Annotated in this window: 12 protein-coding genes; 2 read left to right on the top strand and 10 right to left on the bottom strand. The window is 33.5% G+C overall.

Annotation, left to right across the window (positions count from 1 at the left end):
• Positions 1 to 303 precede the first annotated feature (303 nt).
• From ACP6PK_RS04880 to ACP6PK_RS04910, 7 genes are all read right to left on the bottom strand, one after another.
• The gene (locus ACP6PK_RS04880; protein ID WP_426558257.1) at positions 304 to 1,215 is read right to left on the bottom strand and encodes an NYN domain-containing protein; all 912 of its coding nucleotides are present in this window, start codon (positions 1,213 to 1,215) and stop codon (positions 304 to 306) included.
• A gap of 227 nt (positions 1,216 to 1,442) precedes the next feature.
• Positions 1,443 to 2,651, bottom strand: a complete 1,209-nt coding sequence (locus ACP6PK_RS04885) for an McrC family protein (protein ID WP_426558259.1) — start codon at positions 2,649 to 2,651, stop codon at positions 1,443 to 1,445.
• Between the two features lie 405 nt (positions 2,652 to 3,056).
• Positions 3,057 to 4,592, bottom strand: coding sequence for an McrB family protein (locus ACP6PK_RS04890; protein WP_426558261.1), 1,536 nt, complete (start codon positions 4,590 to 4,592; stop codon positions 3,057 to 3,059).
• 279 nt (positions 4,593 to 4,871) lie between these two features.
• A complete protein-coding gene (locus ACP6PK_RS04895; protein ID WP_426558263.1) occupies positions 4,872 to 5,051 on the bottom strand; it encodes a hypothetical protein in 180 nt (59 codons plus the stop codon).
• A gap of 64 nt (positions 5,052 to 5,115) precedes the next feature.
• Positions 5,116 to 6,822 carry an McrB family protein gene (locus tag ACP6PK_RS04900; RefSeq protein WP_426558265.1) on the bottom strand — a complete coding sequence of 569 codons (1,707 nt, stop codon included), beginning with the start codon at positions 6,820 to 6,822 and terminating at the stop codon, positions 5,116 to 5,118.
• 22 nt (positions 6,823 to 6,844) lie between these two features.
• Positions 6,845 to 7,300 carry an ASCH domain-containing protein gene (locus ACP6PK_RS04905; protein ID WP_426558267.1) on the bottom strand — a complete coding sequence of 152 codons (456 nt, stop codon included), beginning with the start codon at positions 7,298 to 7,300 and terminating at the stop codon, positions 6,845 to 6,847.
• Positions 7,301 to 7,316: 16 nt separating this feature from the next.
• Positions 7,317 to 9,431, bottom strand: coding sequence for a GNAT family N-acetyltransferase (locus tag ACP6PK_RS04910; RefSeq protein ID WP_426558269.1), 2,115 nt, complete (start codon positions 9,429 to 9,431; stop codon positions 7,317 to 7,319).
• A gap of 282 nt (positions 9,432 to 9,713) precedes the next feature.
• On the opposite strand from ACP6PK_RS04910, the gene ACP6PK_RS04915 reads away from it, so the two are divergent.
• A complete protein-coding gene (locus tag ACP6PK_RS04915) occupies positions 9,714 to 9,953 on the top strand; it encodes a PIN domain-containing protein (RefSeq protein WP_426558271.1) in 240 nt (79 codons plus the stop codon).
• A 523-nt stretch (positions 9,954 to 10,476) separates the two neighbouring features.
• Here the strand turns inward: ACP6PK_RS04915 and ACP6PK_RS04920 are convergent.
• The 3 genes from ACP6PK_RS04920 to ACP6PK_RS04930 all read right to left on the bottom strand — a co-directional run bounded on the left by ACP6PK_RS04920 (position 10,477) and on the right by ACP6PK_RS04930 (position 13,123).
• Positions 10,477 to 10,698 carry a DUF4926 domain-containing protein gene (locus ACP6PK_RS04920; RefSeq protein ID WP_426558273.1) on the bottom strand — a complete coding sequence of 74 codons (222 nt, stop codon included), beginning with the start codon at positions 10,696 to 10,698 and terminating at the stop codon, positions 10,477 to 10,479.
• A gap of 65 nt (positions 10,699 to 10,763) precedes the next feature.
• A complete protein-coding gene (locus ACP6PK_RS04925; RefSeq protein WP_426558275.1) occupies positions 10,764 to 12,314 on the bottom strand; it encodes an Eco57I restriction-modification methylase domain-containing protein in 1,551 nt (516 codons plus the stop codon).
• Positions 12,311 to 13,123, bottom strand: coding sequence for an NYN domain-containing protein (locus ACP6PK_RS04930; protein WP_426558277.1), 813 nt, complete (start codon positions 13,121 to 13,123; stop codon positions 12,311 to 12,313). Before ACP6PK_RS04930 ends, ACP6PK_RS04925 begins: the two co-directional genes overlap by 4 nt.
• Positions 13,124 to 13,463: 340 nt before the next feature.
• On the opposite strand from ACP6PK_RS04930, the gene ileS reads away from it, so the two are divergent.
• The gene (gene ileS, locus ACP6PK_RS04935) at positions 13,464 to 16,919 is read left to right on the top strand and encodes an isoleucine--tRNA ligase (protein WP_426558279.1); all 3,456 of its coding nucleotides are present in this window, start codon (positions 13,464 to 13,466) and stop codon (positions 16,917 to 16,919) included.
• The last annotated feature ends 135 nt before the right edge of the window (positions 16,920 to 17,054 follow it).

The raw sequence follows: 17,054 nt of genomic DNA on the forward strand, positions 1-17,054 counted from the left end.
TTTATATCTGGATGAGAATTACTTTCTAAATATTTGATAATTATAATAACTGTTTCATCTCAAAAACTTCAGAGACTGAGAAATCTAAAATTGTGCGTTACGACAGATTGTTAAATGCTGTTATAAATGAGGGGTAACTGTCTAACGCACCCTACTGGACTGACACAAATAATTTTGTGCACCTACGCGGGTTTATTTAATCTTAGGGTGAGGATGAAAATTGTAACTAAAACCCGCCCCTACTATTGCACCATTTTAGTTTTTTCGGTCTACTACTAAAAGCTGATAACTGATAACTGAAATTTAATCCCACTTAATTTTTTTTCCAGATTCCAAAGCATAGTAAAGTTCTAATCTATCCTGATTATTCAAAGTCATTTGAAAAGTAGAACCATCTTCCATTTTTCTAAAAAAGAGGATAAACTCACGATCTTTTTGAAATAACTTCACTTCGTAATCTTTAACTTTTCCTCTATCAAGCAACTCAGCATTTTGAGGTTCAGAAACTTTAACTATACTGCCAAATTTATTACCAACTTTAATATCTGATAATGCCGTAAATCTTTCTAAACCTCGACCTAAAAATGGAGTTTTATACGTTTCAATTTTAGGCATTGGATATTTATTTTTCAGTTCTGGAGACGACCATTTATAGTAATCAAAAAATGACAGTGGAATGTGAGAATCAGCCGCATATTTCAGCTCTGATGAAGTGGAACGAATTTCGGAAGACACATATACAATCATTCCCATATTAACTAAACTTTCAACAAGTGGTTTAAAATCCTTATCTCCAGATAGTAAAACTGCTTTTGTCATATTATTACGAATAGCATGATTCATCATATCTATTGTAAGAAGAATACCAGCTTCTTTTTGACCTTTTTTTGTCAAATTTCCTAGCTTAACGTGATATTCCTCTAGAGAACGAATTTGATTAAAATAATCTTTTTGTTCAGATACACGAGCTTCAATATCTGTTTTGTTTTCATACTTACCTTGAATCCGGTCTATATAGTCATAATAGAAAACTTTTCGAGCATCAAAAAAATTTTTGACAGCATTAAAATCAATACTAATGTTGTCATATTCAACTTCATTTCCAAACCATTTAGAAGTGGTATCTATATAACTTTTTCTGAGGTAACTTCCATCTATAAATAAATAAGTTACTCTTGAAGATTGTAGATTGGTAGGATTATGGGTATTTGACATTTTTGACAATAAATATATATTTTTTAGTTTAACTTTAATATTACAGGACTTACACATAACCACTATATATATAGTAGGGGTTAACGGCCGTTAACCCCTACAATTGATGTATTATTTCACATTTTCGGTAAGTCCTGATTACATATATTGTAGCTATTTAACATACCCTTTAGTTAAATAATCTCTTACTTAATACTAACTTAACAAAATACTATAAGTATCAAGCCTCAATCAACAGATTTTATTAATTCTTCTAAAAAAGATTGACCAGCTTTTTCCAAATCAGAGTCAAGAGCAAATGTCAAACTACGCAATCTTACTTCACTATCACCAACAAATCCATTGATAGGATTAGTTAATTTTTGAGGATAAATCAAAACAGCTTCGTGACATTTTGTATAAGTTGCATAAGCGACTACTTGATGAGTATCATCTGGCGATGGTTTGCTATCTAACTTATATTTAGTATCAAGAATACAAACAACCTTCTGAGTTTTTACTTCATAAATAACTAAATCAATTCGACAAGAAATTTTATTGTGAATAATAGATACTTTTTCTTGCTCTCGAACTCTTAAATTTGAGGGTAGATGAATTTTTAACCATTCAGCTACAAATTTTTCATAAAGTTTAGCCATATCTATTAAAAAAGGTAACATTGAGTAATTACCATATTTATGACTAGCTCCGATATTATCTAAAAAAAATCGGCATAAAGCGTGTAAAATTTGATAATCTTCATTCAAACGATGATACTTTCTGTTTACACAATCACTAGATTTCAAAGGTTGTAAATTTACCAAACCTTGGAAAAGATGAAAAGCTTTTGCCACTTTTGGAGCGACATTTTCAGAACAGAAACCACTACGACCAATAATAAATAAAGTCCAAGCCAAAATTTGATTATCAGGAATATTAGCAGTGTGTTCTTGATAATCACATTTCAACCTAACATCCCAGGGTTTTTGCATAACTTGTTGCATATTTAACCGCCCCCGAATGTAAGTTAAATTTTCTGTTTTTGGCAGGTAAGCGCGATAAAAACCTTTTCGACCCCGGTCTAATATTTTTTCAGCCAGAATATTACCTAAACAGTTGTAAAATTCCTGTAGAGACTCACAGTTAACTAAACCATCTAAGAAACGAAAACTTCTGAGATTGTAGGCATATTCCAACATTCCAAATAGGTTATGAAGTGGTACTTTTGGTTTGAGAATGACGTGAAATTCTGGAGTTATAGGAATATAACCAACCCATCCTTGAGAAGTAAATTCCAATTTGTGGTTGGTTTTGGGAGAGGGAAACTCTACTTGAATTTTTTTACCTTTTTTGCCGTATTCTTGCCATAATTTTTCTGCAATATCATAGTAAATTTTATCTGGTGGAAACTGGCGAGGTTGATATTCAGTAAGTTCGATTATTTGGGGATATTTCATATTGTAAAAAGGTAGGCATAACAGATTTTTTTACAGGAAGAGATGTTTGGAGAAGTGTCTATCTAATTTAGGACTTATGCAAAGAAACCGGGTTTTTAGGATAATCGTTGTTTTTAACAATAAACATTGGCAAAAAAACAGGTTTCTGGGGTTACCTGCGTAAGTCCTGTTATAGTAGAATTTGTATGAGAATTTAGCAAATATTGGTATGGGATTAATATAGTTAAAACTCACATCGTTAGCGGAGCTTTGCGTCAGCAATTTCTCTATACAATACTTGTAGATAATTATATCAGGACTTACGCAAATTATTAGACAAGACTCTACTTGTTGGGGGCGAATGCCATTCGCTCCTACAGATAGTGTATATTTTCTTATGTTGTGTAATTCCTGAATTATTAATTATTAATTGTTAATTGCTGAAGACATTCGATGTTGAATTTTATCCCACCGAAACTCATCGACTTTTTTTGGTTGAGCAAAGAAATATTCCTCTAAATATGGTTCAATTTCCATTTGCCAAATATCTTGTATTTCCTCTTCAATATTTGTTCGGAGAAAGAAGGAAACACCGACTTGATAGTTGGGGTCATTTATTTCTTGGTTGACTGCTTCTAAAATTTCAATTAACCCCTCAACTGAAAAATTTGTTTCTATTTCCTGGTGATATTGGCGCAATATTTCGTAGTTAGGGGAAAGGGTGATGAAAGCAAAACGACGACGGAGTGCATGATCTACTAAAGCGATGGAGCGATCGGCAGTATTCATCGTGCCAATAATGCGAACATTTTCCGGAATGCTGAATAACTCTCTACTACCAGTAAGGGGAATTTTTGCATCGCGGTATTCCAGGAGATACATAAGTTCGCCGAAAACTTGGGAAAGGTTAGCGCGGTTAATTTCATCAATAATGAGTACACAAGTATTTTGACAGAGTGCTGCTTTTTGACAAAATTCTAGGAAGCGACCGGGAATAACAGGGTAGGTGAGTTTACCATCTTCGCTCTGTGGTCGAATACCTTGAATAAAGTCTTCGTAGGTGTACCCAGGATGAAATTGGATGATTTCCCAGAAACCGTCACCTCCAGCAATTAAGTGTTGAGCGAGTTTTTGAGCGAGGAAAGTTTTGCCGATACCAGGTGGACCTTGGAAAATGGCTTGTTTTTTGCGGTTGATAGCGCGTATCCATTGGGTAAGTTGTGTTTCTGGGAAGTTGGTTTCTTGGGAGCATTGAGATAGGGGATATCTTATACCAGTTACACTTAGATATTCATATATGACTGGCATTGGATCGTCGTATTTTGCTAGTAAAACTAAAGGAAACAGTTTCTTAAATATTGATACTATATCTTTGCTCAATTCAAATAAAGAAAAATGTTTGTAGCTTTTTCTCCTAAATAGGTCAACTTTTGCTGTAACAACAATACCTCTAATATCATCATTTATAATCCATTCTCCCATTTCAGGTTGTTGATTAAGAGTTTGATGGTCATCAGTTGTATATGCAAATTCTAGAGGATACTTTTTTGCAACCTCTTTCAAAATAGAATTTCCTTCTTTATAATTTTGATAAATATTGCTTTGAAAACGTTGCCGAGTTTGTTTATCAATGTCATTAAATAATATCAAAAACCCTATTCGTAATTTAGAATTTCCTGCATCAGTCAAAAATAATAAACCTGCTTGTGTCCTAAAAAATAGTCCTCTACTTCTGATAGACAATAATTGAGATAAATGTTCAGCTTTAATAGATATAATATATTTAGTAATATATCCTGGTAATTGTTTGAAAACTGGTTCGCGTAAACGTTGTAAAAACTCTACTTCAATTAGTGAATCCAAACTCTTACGAGATAGTTGTAATAAAAGCTTATTTATTTCTGCCTCTGAAAGCTCTGAAAGCAAGTTAGAAAACTTTGAATAAAAATCTTCATTAGACATATTACTATTCTGTCAGCTCTTCTATACTTTAGATATTTTAGTTAATTTATATGGCATTATAAACTAATTGTGGAAACAATTCAATAGCTTGAAAACAAAGTAATCTTAAATTGTGAACAAAATAAATGAATAAAATTAGGTTAAAATATTAGTTATTAACAAATTTAAACAAGGTAAATTTAAACAATAATTAAATAGCCATGAGTCAAACTTTATATTTACAAAAAAGTGTTATTGGCTATCTAACCCCCAGACCAAGACAAAGTCTAATTGTTGCTGCTAATATGTAATATGGCAGTAACCAGAGAATGGTGGAATACTCGCCGAAGCAATTTTGAAATATATGTCTCTCAAGTCGTATTTTTGCCATAATTTAGTGCCAAGATCATAGTCAATTTTATCTGGTGGAAACTGGCGATGTCTATATTCAGTAACTTCGATAATTTCGGGAAATTTCATATTGGAAAAAGCCAACCATAACAGAGATTTTTTTACAGTAATCTATGTTGGGATAACTGTCTACCTAATTTTCTGATTTTGACATTAATTTTTTAATTTTTTCCCACCGAAACTCATCGACTTTTTCTGGTTGAGCAAAGAAATATTCCTCTAAATATGGTTCAATTTCCATTTGCCAAATATCTTGTATTTCCTCATCAATATTTTCTCTCATAAAAAAGGAAACACCGACTTGATAGTTGGGGTCGTTGATTTCTTGGTTGACTGCTTCTAAAAGTTTAATTAACCCTTCCACTAAAAAATCTGTGTCTATTTCCTGGTGATATTGGCGCAATATTTCGTAGTTAGGAGAAAGAGTAATAAAAGCAAACCGACGACGGAGTGCATGATCTACTAAAGCAATAGAGCGATCGGCAGTATTCATCGTGCCAATAATACGAACATTTTCGGCAATACTGAATAATTCTTCACTACCAGCAAGGGGAATTTTTGCGTCGCGGTATTCTAGGAGATACATAAGTTCGCCAAAAACTTGGGAAAGGTTAGCGCGGTTAATTTCATCAATGATGAGTACGCAGGTATCTTGACATAGTGCTGCTTTTTGACAAAATTTCAGGAAGCGACCGGGAACAACAGGGTAGGTGAGTTTACCATCTTCGCTTTGTGGTCGGATACCTTGAATAAAGTCTTCGTAGGTGTAAGCAGGGTGAAATTGAATGAGTTCCCAGAAACCGTCATCTCCACCAGTTAAATGTTCAGCGAGTTTTTGAGCGAGGAAAGTTTTGCCGATACCAGGTGGACCTTGGAAAATGGCTTGTTTTTTGCGGTTGATAGCGCGTATCCATTGGGTAAGTTGTGTTTCTGGGAAGTTGGTTTCTTGGGAGCATTGAGTTAGAGTGTATTCTCCTTGTAAATTAGACCTCTCCAAAAATACTGATTTTGGAATAGCAGGATCGGGGTTTAAGAACTTTTTCTGGAGATGTTTATTGCTTGAAGTGGAATTTATTTTTTCATCTTGATTAGTTTCATAAATATTGTCTGTACTGTTTATATTTTCACTAGGAAAATTGTATTTTTTCACAGCTACTAACCAATGACAAAACATATCAAACAAATCATCATCTCGCATTGCAGGTATATTTTGTTTCTGCATTTCTTCAGCTAACTCTAAAATTAGATTATGACCAGTGAGATTAATATATGGGTATTCAGTTAGCTTTTCAGTATATTTTGTGTTACTTAAATAATTAATTACTTTTCTCGATCTATCATTAATTAAAAGAAAATTATCTGGTTTTAGTGCATTCAGAATAGGCGTCATTTTTTCTACTTGAAAATCTCCAGAATTTGGTAATTTAGAAAAGTTTTTACAAGCTAATAAAAATTTATGATAATCTGTAATACAGGAATTTACAAAATTATAAATTTCTCTAGCAATAACAGACCAATATTCTTGCTTTTCCCAACCTTGATTTTTCCAGAATTGAAACCATTCAGTTAAATCAATATTGTTTGATTCAGTAATGTGAATCCATGCACCCCTTTGTCGATTTCTGGTAGTATCAGTATGAGGTAAAAGTTTGAATCTAACGGATTCAGTTATGTCTTCCCCTACCTTAACAGCAGCAGTTATTTCTTCAAAATTACGGCGACCTTGTTGACGTTGTTTTTCATAAGAAGCTCTATGATTTAATCCTTCTGAGCTATAGGGATATGAGTCAGCAAATTCCTCGAAAAGTTCAACAAATAAAGTTAGTTGTTTAATTGTCATATACAGTTATTTTTATTTTTAACTATTCAAAATCATAATCTACCAATCTCTTAATAATTTCCCATTCATCGGATTTTAAATAACGATAACTTTGGGGAGGTCTAAAATTATTCAATTCTTCTCTTAATTGTTCTAATTCGACTGTTTTTTTAAAGGTCTTACTTTTTTGGAAAAATATTCCTATGCCAAACTTTACTCCTGAATAATAATCGTAAAATTCTTCAGGAGTAATTCCTGCTTTATCTTCTACTTGTTCCCAAAGGCAAGAAATATTGTCTTTAATAATTTTTTTGACTTTAAAATAACCAACTACAGCTTTTTTAGGAGATGAAACATAAACTATAACTAAATCATCTTTATCTAAATCAGGAAAAACACGACGTAATTCAACTTTTTTTGTTTTCTCTTTGAAAATTTTATCAGCATATTTTGGCTTTATAGATAAAAGAACTGTATTTCTCATAACTGTATTTCTCATAGTTGAAGAATCCCGATTAATTATTGTTGACTTTATCATATATTTTAGCAAATTGCTCTGGTGTTATTTTTAAAGGTCCTTGAAGAGTTATCTGTTTTTTTAGTATATCTTGAAGTTCTTTTAAAGTTATAACATTACTGAATATTTGAGTATCACTAAATCTAATAGCCATTATATTTTCATTAGGTTTATTCTTGGTAATTTTTATTAAATCTTCTAATTTATATACACCTAGATTACGAAATTGTCTATATAATTTTTCTGGTTTGTCTACTATAACTTCATCTAATCGAGAACAAGCTTTAATTACTTTTGTTTTCCCATATCCGTATGGAAAATCTTTATCATTGCTGACATACCATATAATCCTACCAATTACACCAGGCTTTAAACCTCGCTTAGAACGATAAAATACAAGTTCACGTTTCAGTGCTAACTCAGTTTTAGAGCCAAACAACCAATTATTAGCTAACTCTTCATCAAATAAATCTTTTGCCCAAAATGGTTTGATAGGAATAATCCATGTAGGAAGATTTGCATCAATTATCTTTGCAGGCCATAAGTATTTTTCTAAATTAAAATATAATTCTTTTTGCTCATTCTCATTTTCTACTTTTTTCTGAATAAGTTGAGATATTTTACGAAAAAAATTATATTCTTCTCCTAGACTAACGGCTAATTTTTCTAAATCCTGTGATAGTTGATTTGCTGTTTTAGCTAGAGCCATATTAGCTCTTAAGTAAGTATTATTAAATTCTACAAAAGTTCCATCTTTATGAATATTTCTAATAACTGCTTCTGGCAAGAATCGATCTGTTATCTTAGTGAAATTTCTTTCTTCTCTCGCAGAAATTGATATAGATTCAAAAACTAAATGATTAGCTATAGTGGCAGTTATAGAAGTATCTACGACTCTCATTAATGGAATTTCTAACTCATATTTTTTACGCCTATCATAAACAACTAAAGCTAAAGGTTGTTTTTCTCCTTCAAAAACTAAAAAACAATCAAATTTATCCGTCTCTGTAATAAAGCGAAGTATTTTTTGTTGAAAATCAGCCTTAGTTTCACCCAATTTATCAGCTCTAAAATATTTATTTAAAAGCTTTTCTTGCCCTAGAGTAACACGGGATTTTTGTAGTAGAGTACCTGCGAGACGAACAGGTTGATATTCTGTTTGTCTGCGAATTTCATCCACTTGAATAATCAAATCTCTAGGATGAATAATAGAGACATTAAACTGTTCATAAAATTCATCTGCTATATCTAAGAGACTACTATTACCAGTTACAAAAATGTAAACATCTGATATAATAACTTTATCTATATAGCGAATATCTGACTCACTAATATTAATGCTTTTTTGTTCAAATAAATTTTTAATAGACTGAATTTTTGAGGAATATATTTTATTTGCTGATAAAATAGTAAAGAGCTTTTTCGCTAGGTTGGTGAAGTGCTTTCTATCATCCTTATTATCAAAAAAAACATTGATTTTATTAAATATTTCATCTGTCAAACATAACTGTAAATCAGGGTCTAACCAATCAGCAAGTAAAGATTGAGCATCTTTATTATTATTATCATTATGATAAAAATCAAAGAAAATTTGTGAATCTATAGCAACATATAATTTGTACTCACGTTGATGAGTAGTAGCATTGGAAAACAAATTTGAATGATGGTGATCGAACCACCAATACGCATTAAGTTTTCCAGGAGTTTTTGCTGGTTTATCGTACTGAAAAACAAAACCTAATTTAGACCATAAATTACTCAAATTAAAATCACGACGACAAGTTAAACCAATACCACTATATTTTTGTTGAGTAATCTCAACTAAATAACCAAATAACTTTTTAGCTAATCCTTGACCTTGATAAGAATTAGCAATACATAAATGAATAATAGTAATTCGGTTATATGAAGTTGCTACTCCATATAATAAATACCCAACTAAACTTTTTTTCGAGTCAATAGCGACAATTATTTGAGCCTTTTCTGCGTGCTTATTAAAAGCTGTTCTACGAAAAAAACTTAGGGTTTTTCTATTAGAATCACCCAACTCAATAACAGCTTGCAAATGGGGAGATTTTTCATCAATTTCTATGATTTTTATTTCTTCTGTCATTTTTGTTCCTTTGTTTTAATCACTGAACAAGACTTAGGTATTCAATCAATACAATCATAGAATTAAAATCTTTATTCTGCATATTACTATTTTGTCTGCCATTCTATGCTTTACATATTTTAGTTAATTGATATGACATTATAAACTCACTATGGAAACAATTCAATAGCTTTAAAACAAAGTAATCTCAAATTTTTAACACAATAAGTGAATAAAATTCAGTTAAAATTTTAGTTATGAGCAAATTTAAACACGGTAAATTTCAACAAGAATTAAATAGCCATGAGTGAAACTTTATATTTAGAAACAAGTGTTATTGGCTATCTAACTGCCAGACCAAGCCAAAATCTAATTGTTGCTGCTAATATGGCAGTAACCAGAGAATGGTGGGATACTCGCCGAAGCAATTTTGAAATATACGTCTCTCAAGTAGTTTTCAATGAAGCAGCTAGAGACGACCCAGAAATGGCTCAAAATAGGATAGAGATGATTAAAGACTTTCCCTCTCTCATTTCTAATTAAATTGTAAAAGACTTAGCTCGACAGTTTCTTCAACAAACCAATCTTCCTACCAAAGCTAGTGATGATACCTTCCATATTGCTCTAGCAACTTTTTATGTTTTAGACTATCTTTTAACATGGAATTGTCGTCATATTACTAACCCTAATATTCAGAAAAAGCTATCTGCAATTAGCACTAACTTTGGCTATGAATTACCAATAATTTGTACGCCCTATCAATTACTTGAAAAAACTATGATTTTACCTGATGAAATTTTAGAATAAATTTACAAAATTCGAGAAGAAAACGCCAAAGCTTTTAACTACGGTCCTGAATTAATATTCGCTGATTTTCTAGACAGACAAAAGCAATTTGAGAAAGAATGGAAAGGGAAAATTAAATTCATTAAAACTCCTTTGAAAAAAAGAAAAGAAAGTGTTTCTGAAGAGCGGGTATAATTTTCAAACAAAGTAGGGATGTTCCATGGAACGTCCCTACAGAATTATCATTTTTTTAATGTGGTTCATTGACCTGAAAACTGCTTTAAACTGTAGAAACAGAAGCAAAATACAACACCATAAATTGTTCTGATTGCAAACCCAATGATTCATAAGTGCGCCCATTAGAGTCGCAAAATTCAACCTCAAATGCTTTTCCACCAGCCAGAATTTCTACTATTGTACCTACCTGTCCGCGATCTAGGTTTAATTCTAGTAAGTCTTTTGTAAGAGCTACTACGTCTAATAATTTGATTGTTTCATTCATATTTTCACTGTTAATATTGCCGTCTTTAAACCTAACCTCTAACTATCAAGCTAAAGAAATTTAGCCTAACTTTTGAAACTTGGTATAATCTCAATAATTTTATCTGCTGGAACATTACCAAGCTCTCTAGGTTCTAACTTATGTAAACCACCCCCATAAACTCGGCCTTCACTTATCAATATATCTAACGAAATTTGATTCAAAATCTGCCAAACGTTCCTGAGTATATCCGGGTTTTTCTTAAAAATATCCTCTAGCTCAAATTTCGGATACAAAATCAAATAAACATTTGTCACTGTTGCCTGAGAATGATTCAAAATAAATCTAAATGGTGTTCTTTTTAAGCCATCTTGACGCCCCATATAAGTACAAACTAACGCTGACGATTTACGATATTCCTGTTGATACCATAGTCGCCTATGTTTACACAAATAACGATTACTAATTCCCTTTTTTATTCCCATCTGAAGATACTGCCAAAGTGAGGGATATTGAAATTGAATTTCATTCTTTGATAAATCGCATGAAAGTAGAAATAACTGACGTTCTAAAATAGGATTACCTAAAGCATCAGCTTCAATTTCATCAACTGAAAAATATCGCGGACTAGGTAAAATAGGAGTTAAAAATTGTAGAGGAAGTTGATATTTGGATATTTGTTCTGGCGTTAAAATAAAAAAATCGTTTGCCCCAGTTGCTAAACCACGTTTGATTGTAAATAATTCTGATAATTTGACTCCCTGAATATCAATTTTTATACTGCTATCTAATTTATAAATATTTGTCCACTTATTAACATTTTTTAGTGCTGCAACAGATATCAATTTAGATTTTTTTGGTTTAGTTAAGCTACCACTATATGTAAACTCAACTTGATGATTATCTGATGGGATTTTATTTCTAAACCAAACGACTGAAGAAGAGACAAGAACATTTTTAAACTGCATATCTTTTGGTTCAAAGGAATGAACTCGCAATAATGTTACTTGAGTTAATAAATAATCTCTAATTTGCTGCCCATAATTCACATCCATAAAGCCACTAGGAATTAACCATGCAGCTAAACAATTTTTAGCCATCCAGCCATGAGATAAAAGTAGAAAATGACAATAAATTCCTGCTAATTTACTGAGCTTTATTCCCGTTATCTTTTCTGTTAAATTTTGCAATCTTAGTTTTTCATCTTTAGTTAAATGATGATGTCTGGTATAGGGAGGATTACAGATTATTAAATTAGCTTTAGCTGCATCAAACTTTGGTGGAATACAAGTTGTAAAATCAGCAATATTTAATTTTAACTTTGTTTGACTCCAAAGCTGACTCGCTTCTTGACCACAATGAGGATCTATTTCATATCCAATAGCTTCATCAATCTCTGATATAGGAAATAAGTTTAATAGCGCAGAATAAAAAGCACCTGTTCCAAAAGCAGGATCGAGAAAGCGAATTTTTTGTTTAGGTAAAAGCTTTATACAATATTGAAGGATATCTTTTGCTAGTTCTGTTGGTGTAGCAAACTGACCAAATTGATTTTTTTCAGCTTGAGTTTTAGTGGCATCAAGTTTGTTTTGTAAGTTGATTCTGGCTAATTCTTGAGTTTTATTTACTATCATCATTTTAGAGAGTAATAAAGTTCTAGTCTTTCTTGACTATTTGAACTCAGCTTTAAAGGATAACCATTAGATATCTTCTTTTCAAAAAAGAGAATAAATTCACTATCTTTTTGAAACAATTCTGCCTTGTAACCATCGACTTTTCCCTGCTTAAGAAAGTTAGCATCACTAGGTCTAGCTCTATCTTGATCAGTTCTGGGTATTGGATACTTATTTCTCAATTCTTGAGATGACCAACTATAGTAATTATCAAATGATAAGGGTATGTAATCATCAGCAGCATATCTAAGTTCTGAGGAAGTTGAACGAGGGTCGGAAGCTATTTTTACATACATTCCCATACTGACTAGACTTTCAACAACTGGTTTAAAATCTCGATCTCCAGCAATTAAAACTGCATTGGTCATGTTATTACGAATCGTGTGATTCATCATATCTACTGTTAATAAAACATCCACTTCTTTTTGACGTTTATTGTTTGGAGTACCTACTAAACTTCCTAACTTAACGTGATATCCTTCCAGAGAACGGATTTGATTAAAATCATCCTCTTGTTTAGATTTACGAGTTTCAAAATCTTCATCTTTCTCATCCTTATTCTTAATTTTATCAAGGCAGTCATAATAGAAAACTTTTTTAGCTTTAAAATGTATTTTGACTGCAGAAAAGTCAATATTTCTCAAATCTACAACATCATTGTTAAACCATTCAGAAATAGCTTTTTTGTACTTGTCTCTCAAATAACCTCCATCAATAAATAAATACGTTATTTCAGGCGGTTCATTACTAGGAGGATAATAAGGTTTCATCATTTTTTGCAATAAATCTAATTTTTTACTTCAATTTGTAATTTTTATACTACAATCAAAGCCACCTGCAAATGTTGACTAAATATTTTTGTTGATAGATCGACTCTTTTAACAAGACTAACAGGACTTAGGTATAGACACTATATATAGCGTTATATAGGGTTCAAAAACTATAACGTTATAAATATGTAGTGTTTAGAACTCAAAAATGCGTAAGTCCTGACTAAGATAAACAGGCAGTTATGCAGATAAGATTAAACACAACTAACACCTTAGACAATGGATGATACAAAGAAATAAGTCTAAAATTCTCAATATACTAACAGAAAAATCTAAAATCTAAATGGTTGAACCAAAATCCTATAAAGACACCGTAAACCTGCCCCAAACTAACTTTAATATGAGGGCAAACTCAGTCACCCGCGAACCAGAACTACAAAAGTTTTGGGCAGAATCACAAATCTACGAACATCTCTCAGAGACCAACCCAGGGGAAATCTTTACCCTACATGATGGCCCGCCTTATGCAAATGGCAACCTACATATTGGCCATGCTTTGAATAAAATTCTTAAAGACATTATCAACCGCTATCAAATTCTGCAAGGGCGAAAAGTGCGTTATGTTCCTGGTTGGGACTGCCACGGTTTACCCATCGAATTAAAAGTTATTCAAAATCTTAAATCAGCAGAAAGGGCAAAACTTACACCCATAGAATTACGTCAAAAAGCTAGAGACTTTGCTCTGGAAACTGTAGACAAACAACGGGAGTCATTCAAACGTTATGGGGTTTGGGGAGACTGGGAACACCCCTACATGACTCTCACCCCAGAATATGAAGCTGCTCAAATTGGGGTATTTGGCAAAATGGTTTTGAAAGGCTACATTTATCGTGGTCTCAAACCTGTACATTGGAGTCCGAGTTCTAAAACTGCTCTTGCGGAAGCAGAACTGGAATATCCCGAAGGTCACACATCTCAGAGTATTTATGCTGCTTTTAAAATCACGAAACTAGCAGCAGCAGTTGAAAAGTCTCTTGCACCTCACCTCGAAAAACTCTGGGTTGCTATCTGGACGACAACACCTTGGACTATTCCTGGTAATTTGGCAGTCAGCGTTAACCCAGAACTTGATTATGCTGTTGTCAAACCTGATGCTGACTATGCAATGGGAAAAGACAAATTATTCATAGTTGCAGCAGAAGCAGTCGAACGTTTATCGGCAACTCTCGGCACAACTTTAACACCTGTAGCGACGGTTAAAGGTGAAGACTTAGAAAATTGCACTTACCAACATCCACTATTTGAGCGAGAAAGTAAAATTCTCATTGGTGGCGACTACGTTACTACTGACTCAGGTACAGGTTTAGTTCACACCGCCCCCGGTCACGGTCAGGAAGACTATATCGTAGGACAACGTTATAGTTTACCAATTTTGTCGCCTGTGGATGGCAATGGAAAATTTACTGCCGAAGCAGGAGAGTTTGAGGGGTTGAATGTATTAAAAGAGGGAAATGTTGCCATTATTGAAGCACTGCAAAATGTTAATTCTCTCCTGAAAGAAGAACCCTACGAACACAAATATCCCTACGACTGGCGCACCAAAAAACCAACTATTTTCCGAGCAACCGAACAATGGTTTGCTTCCGTCGAGGGTTTCCGGGATGAAGCAGTCAAGGCGATCGCTGATGTTAACTGGATACCCGCTCAAGGAGAAAACCGTATTACCCCAATGGTGAGCGATCGCTCTGACTGGTGTATTTCTCGACAAAGAAGTTGGGGCGTACCTATTCCTGTATTCTATGATGAAAAGACTGGGGAACCTTTGCTAACTGAGGAAACCATCGCTCATGTGCAAAAAATTATTGCTGAAAACGGTTCTGACGCTTGGTGGGAAATGTCCGTAGAAGAGCTTTTACCAGAAAAATACCGTAAAGATGCTGACAAGTATCAAAAAGGTACAGATACAATGGATGTTTGGTTTGACTCTGGTTCATCTTGGGCAGCAGTTGCTCAACAACGGGAAGGGTTAAGATATCCAGTTGATATATATTTGGAAGGTTCCGACCAACATCGCGGTTGGTTTCAGTCAAGTTTGCTGACGAGTATTGCTACGAATGGTGTTGCACCATATAAAACTGTTTTGACTCACGGTTTTGTGCTTGACGAAAACGGTCGCAAAATGAGTAAGTCTCTAGGAAATGTGGTAGATCCATCAATAGTTATTGAAGGTGGCAAAAACCAAAAACAGGAACCTCCTTACGGTGCAGATATTTTGCGTTTGTGGGTTTCCTCCGTAGACTATTCTTCTGATGTACCCCTCGGTAAAAATATTCTCAAGCAAACAGCAGATATTTATCGCAAAATTAGAAACACGGCGCGGTTTTTGTTGGGGAATATCCATGATTTCGATCCAGCAAAAGATGCTGTTGCTTATGAGGAAATGCCAGAGTTAGACCGTTATATGTTGCACCGAATGACAGAGGTGTTTGCTGAAGTCAAAGATGGTTTTGATAAATTTCAGTATTTCCGCTTTTTCCAAACAGTTCAAAATTTCTGTGTCGTTGACTTATCTAACTTTTATTTAGATATTGCCAAAGACCGACTTTATATTAGTGCGACCGACGCTTTCAGACGGCGCAGTTGTCAGACAGTCTTAGCTATAGCTGTAGAAAACTTAGCCAAAGCGATCGCTCCAGTTTTACCCCACATGGCGGAAGATATTTGGCAAAACCTTCCTTATCCGACTCCCTACAAATCTGTATTTGAGTCTGGGTGGGTAAAATTAGAGTCAAAATGGCATAACCCAGAATTAGTTAAATTATGGGAAGAGTTACGAAAAACTCGCACTGAAGTTAACAAAGTATTGGAAAAAGCAAGGGCAGAAAAATCTATCGGTGCGCCTCTAGAAGCAAAGGTATTATTGTATGTAAAAGATACTGAATTGCGAGAGCAAATGGAATCTTTTAACCTTACTGCTGAAGGAGAAAAAAGTCAGTCAGAATTTCTAGAAGCTAAAATCGAAACTGAACCAGAAATAACAGAAAATACAACTCCTAATAATCCGCCAAAATCTGGTGATAATTTTGCTCAGACTCAGGATTTTTTATCAGACTTTCCTGATATTTTGAGCAAAGTATTTAGTGCATATCAAAAAGCATTAGGGGGAGTATTTTTTGTTGTTATATTATTGTTATTGATCAGAGTGACACTAACAGTAGTAACAACAATCCACCAAATACCCGTAGTCAATTCCATTATGGAATTGGTAGGAATTATTTACACAATTCGCTTTGTTACTCATAATTTGTTGTTGACTAAAACTCGGCGAAGTTTGTCAGAAAAAATCAAATTTACTGCTGAAGATATATTAGGTAAAGGAGCCTTATCACCCAAACCGAAAAAATTGGCAGATAATACAGTTAAACAATCAGCAACCTTAGTATCTCCAGAAGGAGTTTTTGTACCTACCCAAAAAGTAGATTTACCCCCTGTTCCACAAGTAGTAGAAACAGAAACTTTACCTCAGCAACCCAAAAATATTAAAGCTATGATGACTGGTAATGGAGTTGATGAATTACGTTATCTGTTTATTACTTCTCAAGTAGAATTATTAGAATCTCCAGAAGCTCTAGAAAATCTTGAATATAAATCTATATCAGATTCTTTAGGTGTAGGAGTAGTCAAAGCAGATGGCGAGAAATGCGATCGCTGTTGGAATTATTCTACTCATGTCGGTGTCTCCTCAGAAGACCCGACTATTTGTGAACGTTGTGTTGCTGCTTTAGCAGGAGAATTTTAACCGTCTTTGAGAGAGGTAAAATGATAACCTTGTAGGGACGTTCCATGGAACGTCCCTACTTTGTTGTCTACTTATATCACGTCCGGATGTAATGGTATAAATAAAATATTTGGCGATCGAGAGGATACATTTTAA

The sequence above is a fragment of the Dapis hubbardiae BLCC-M172 genome (assembly GCF_050016015.1).
GTDB lineage: Bacteria > Cyanobacteriota > Cyanobacteriia > Cyanobacteriales > Microcoleaceae > Trichodesmium.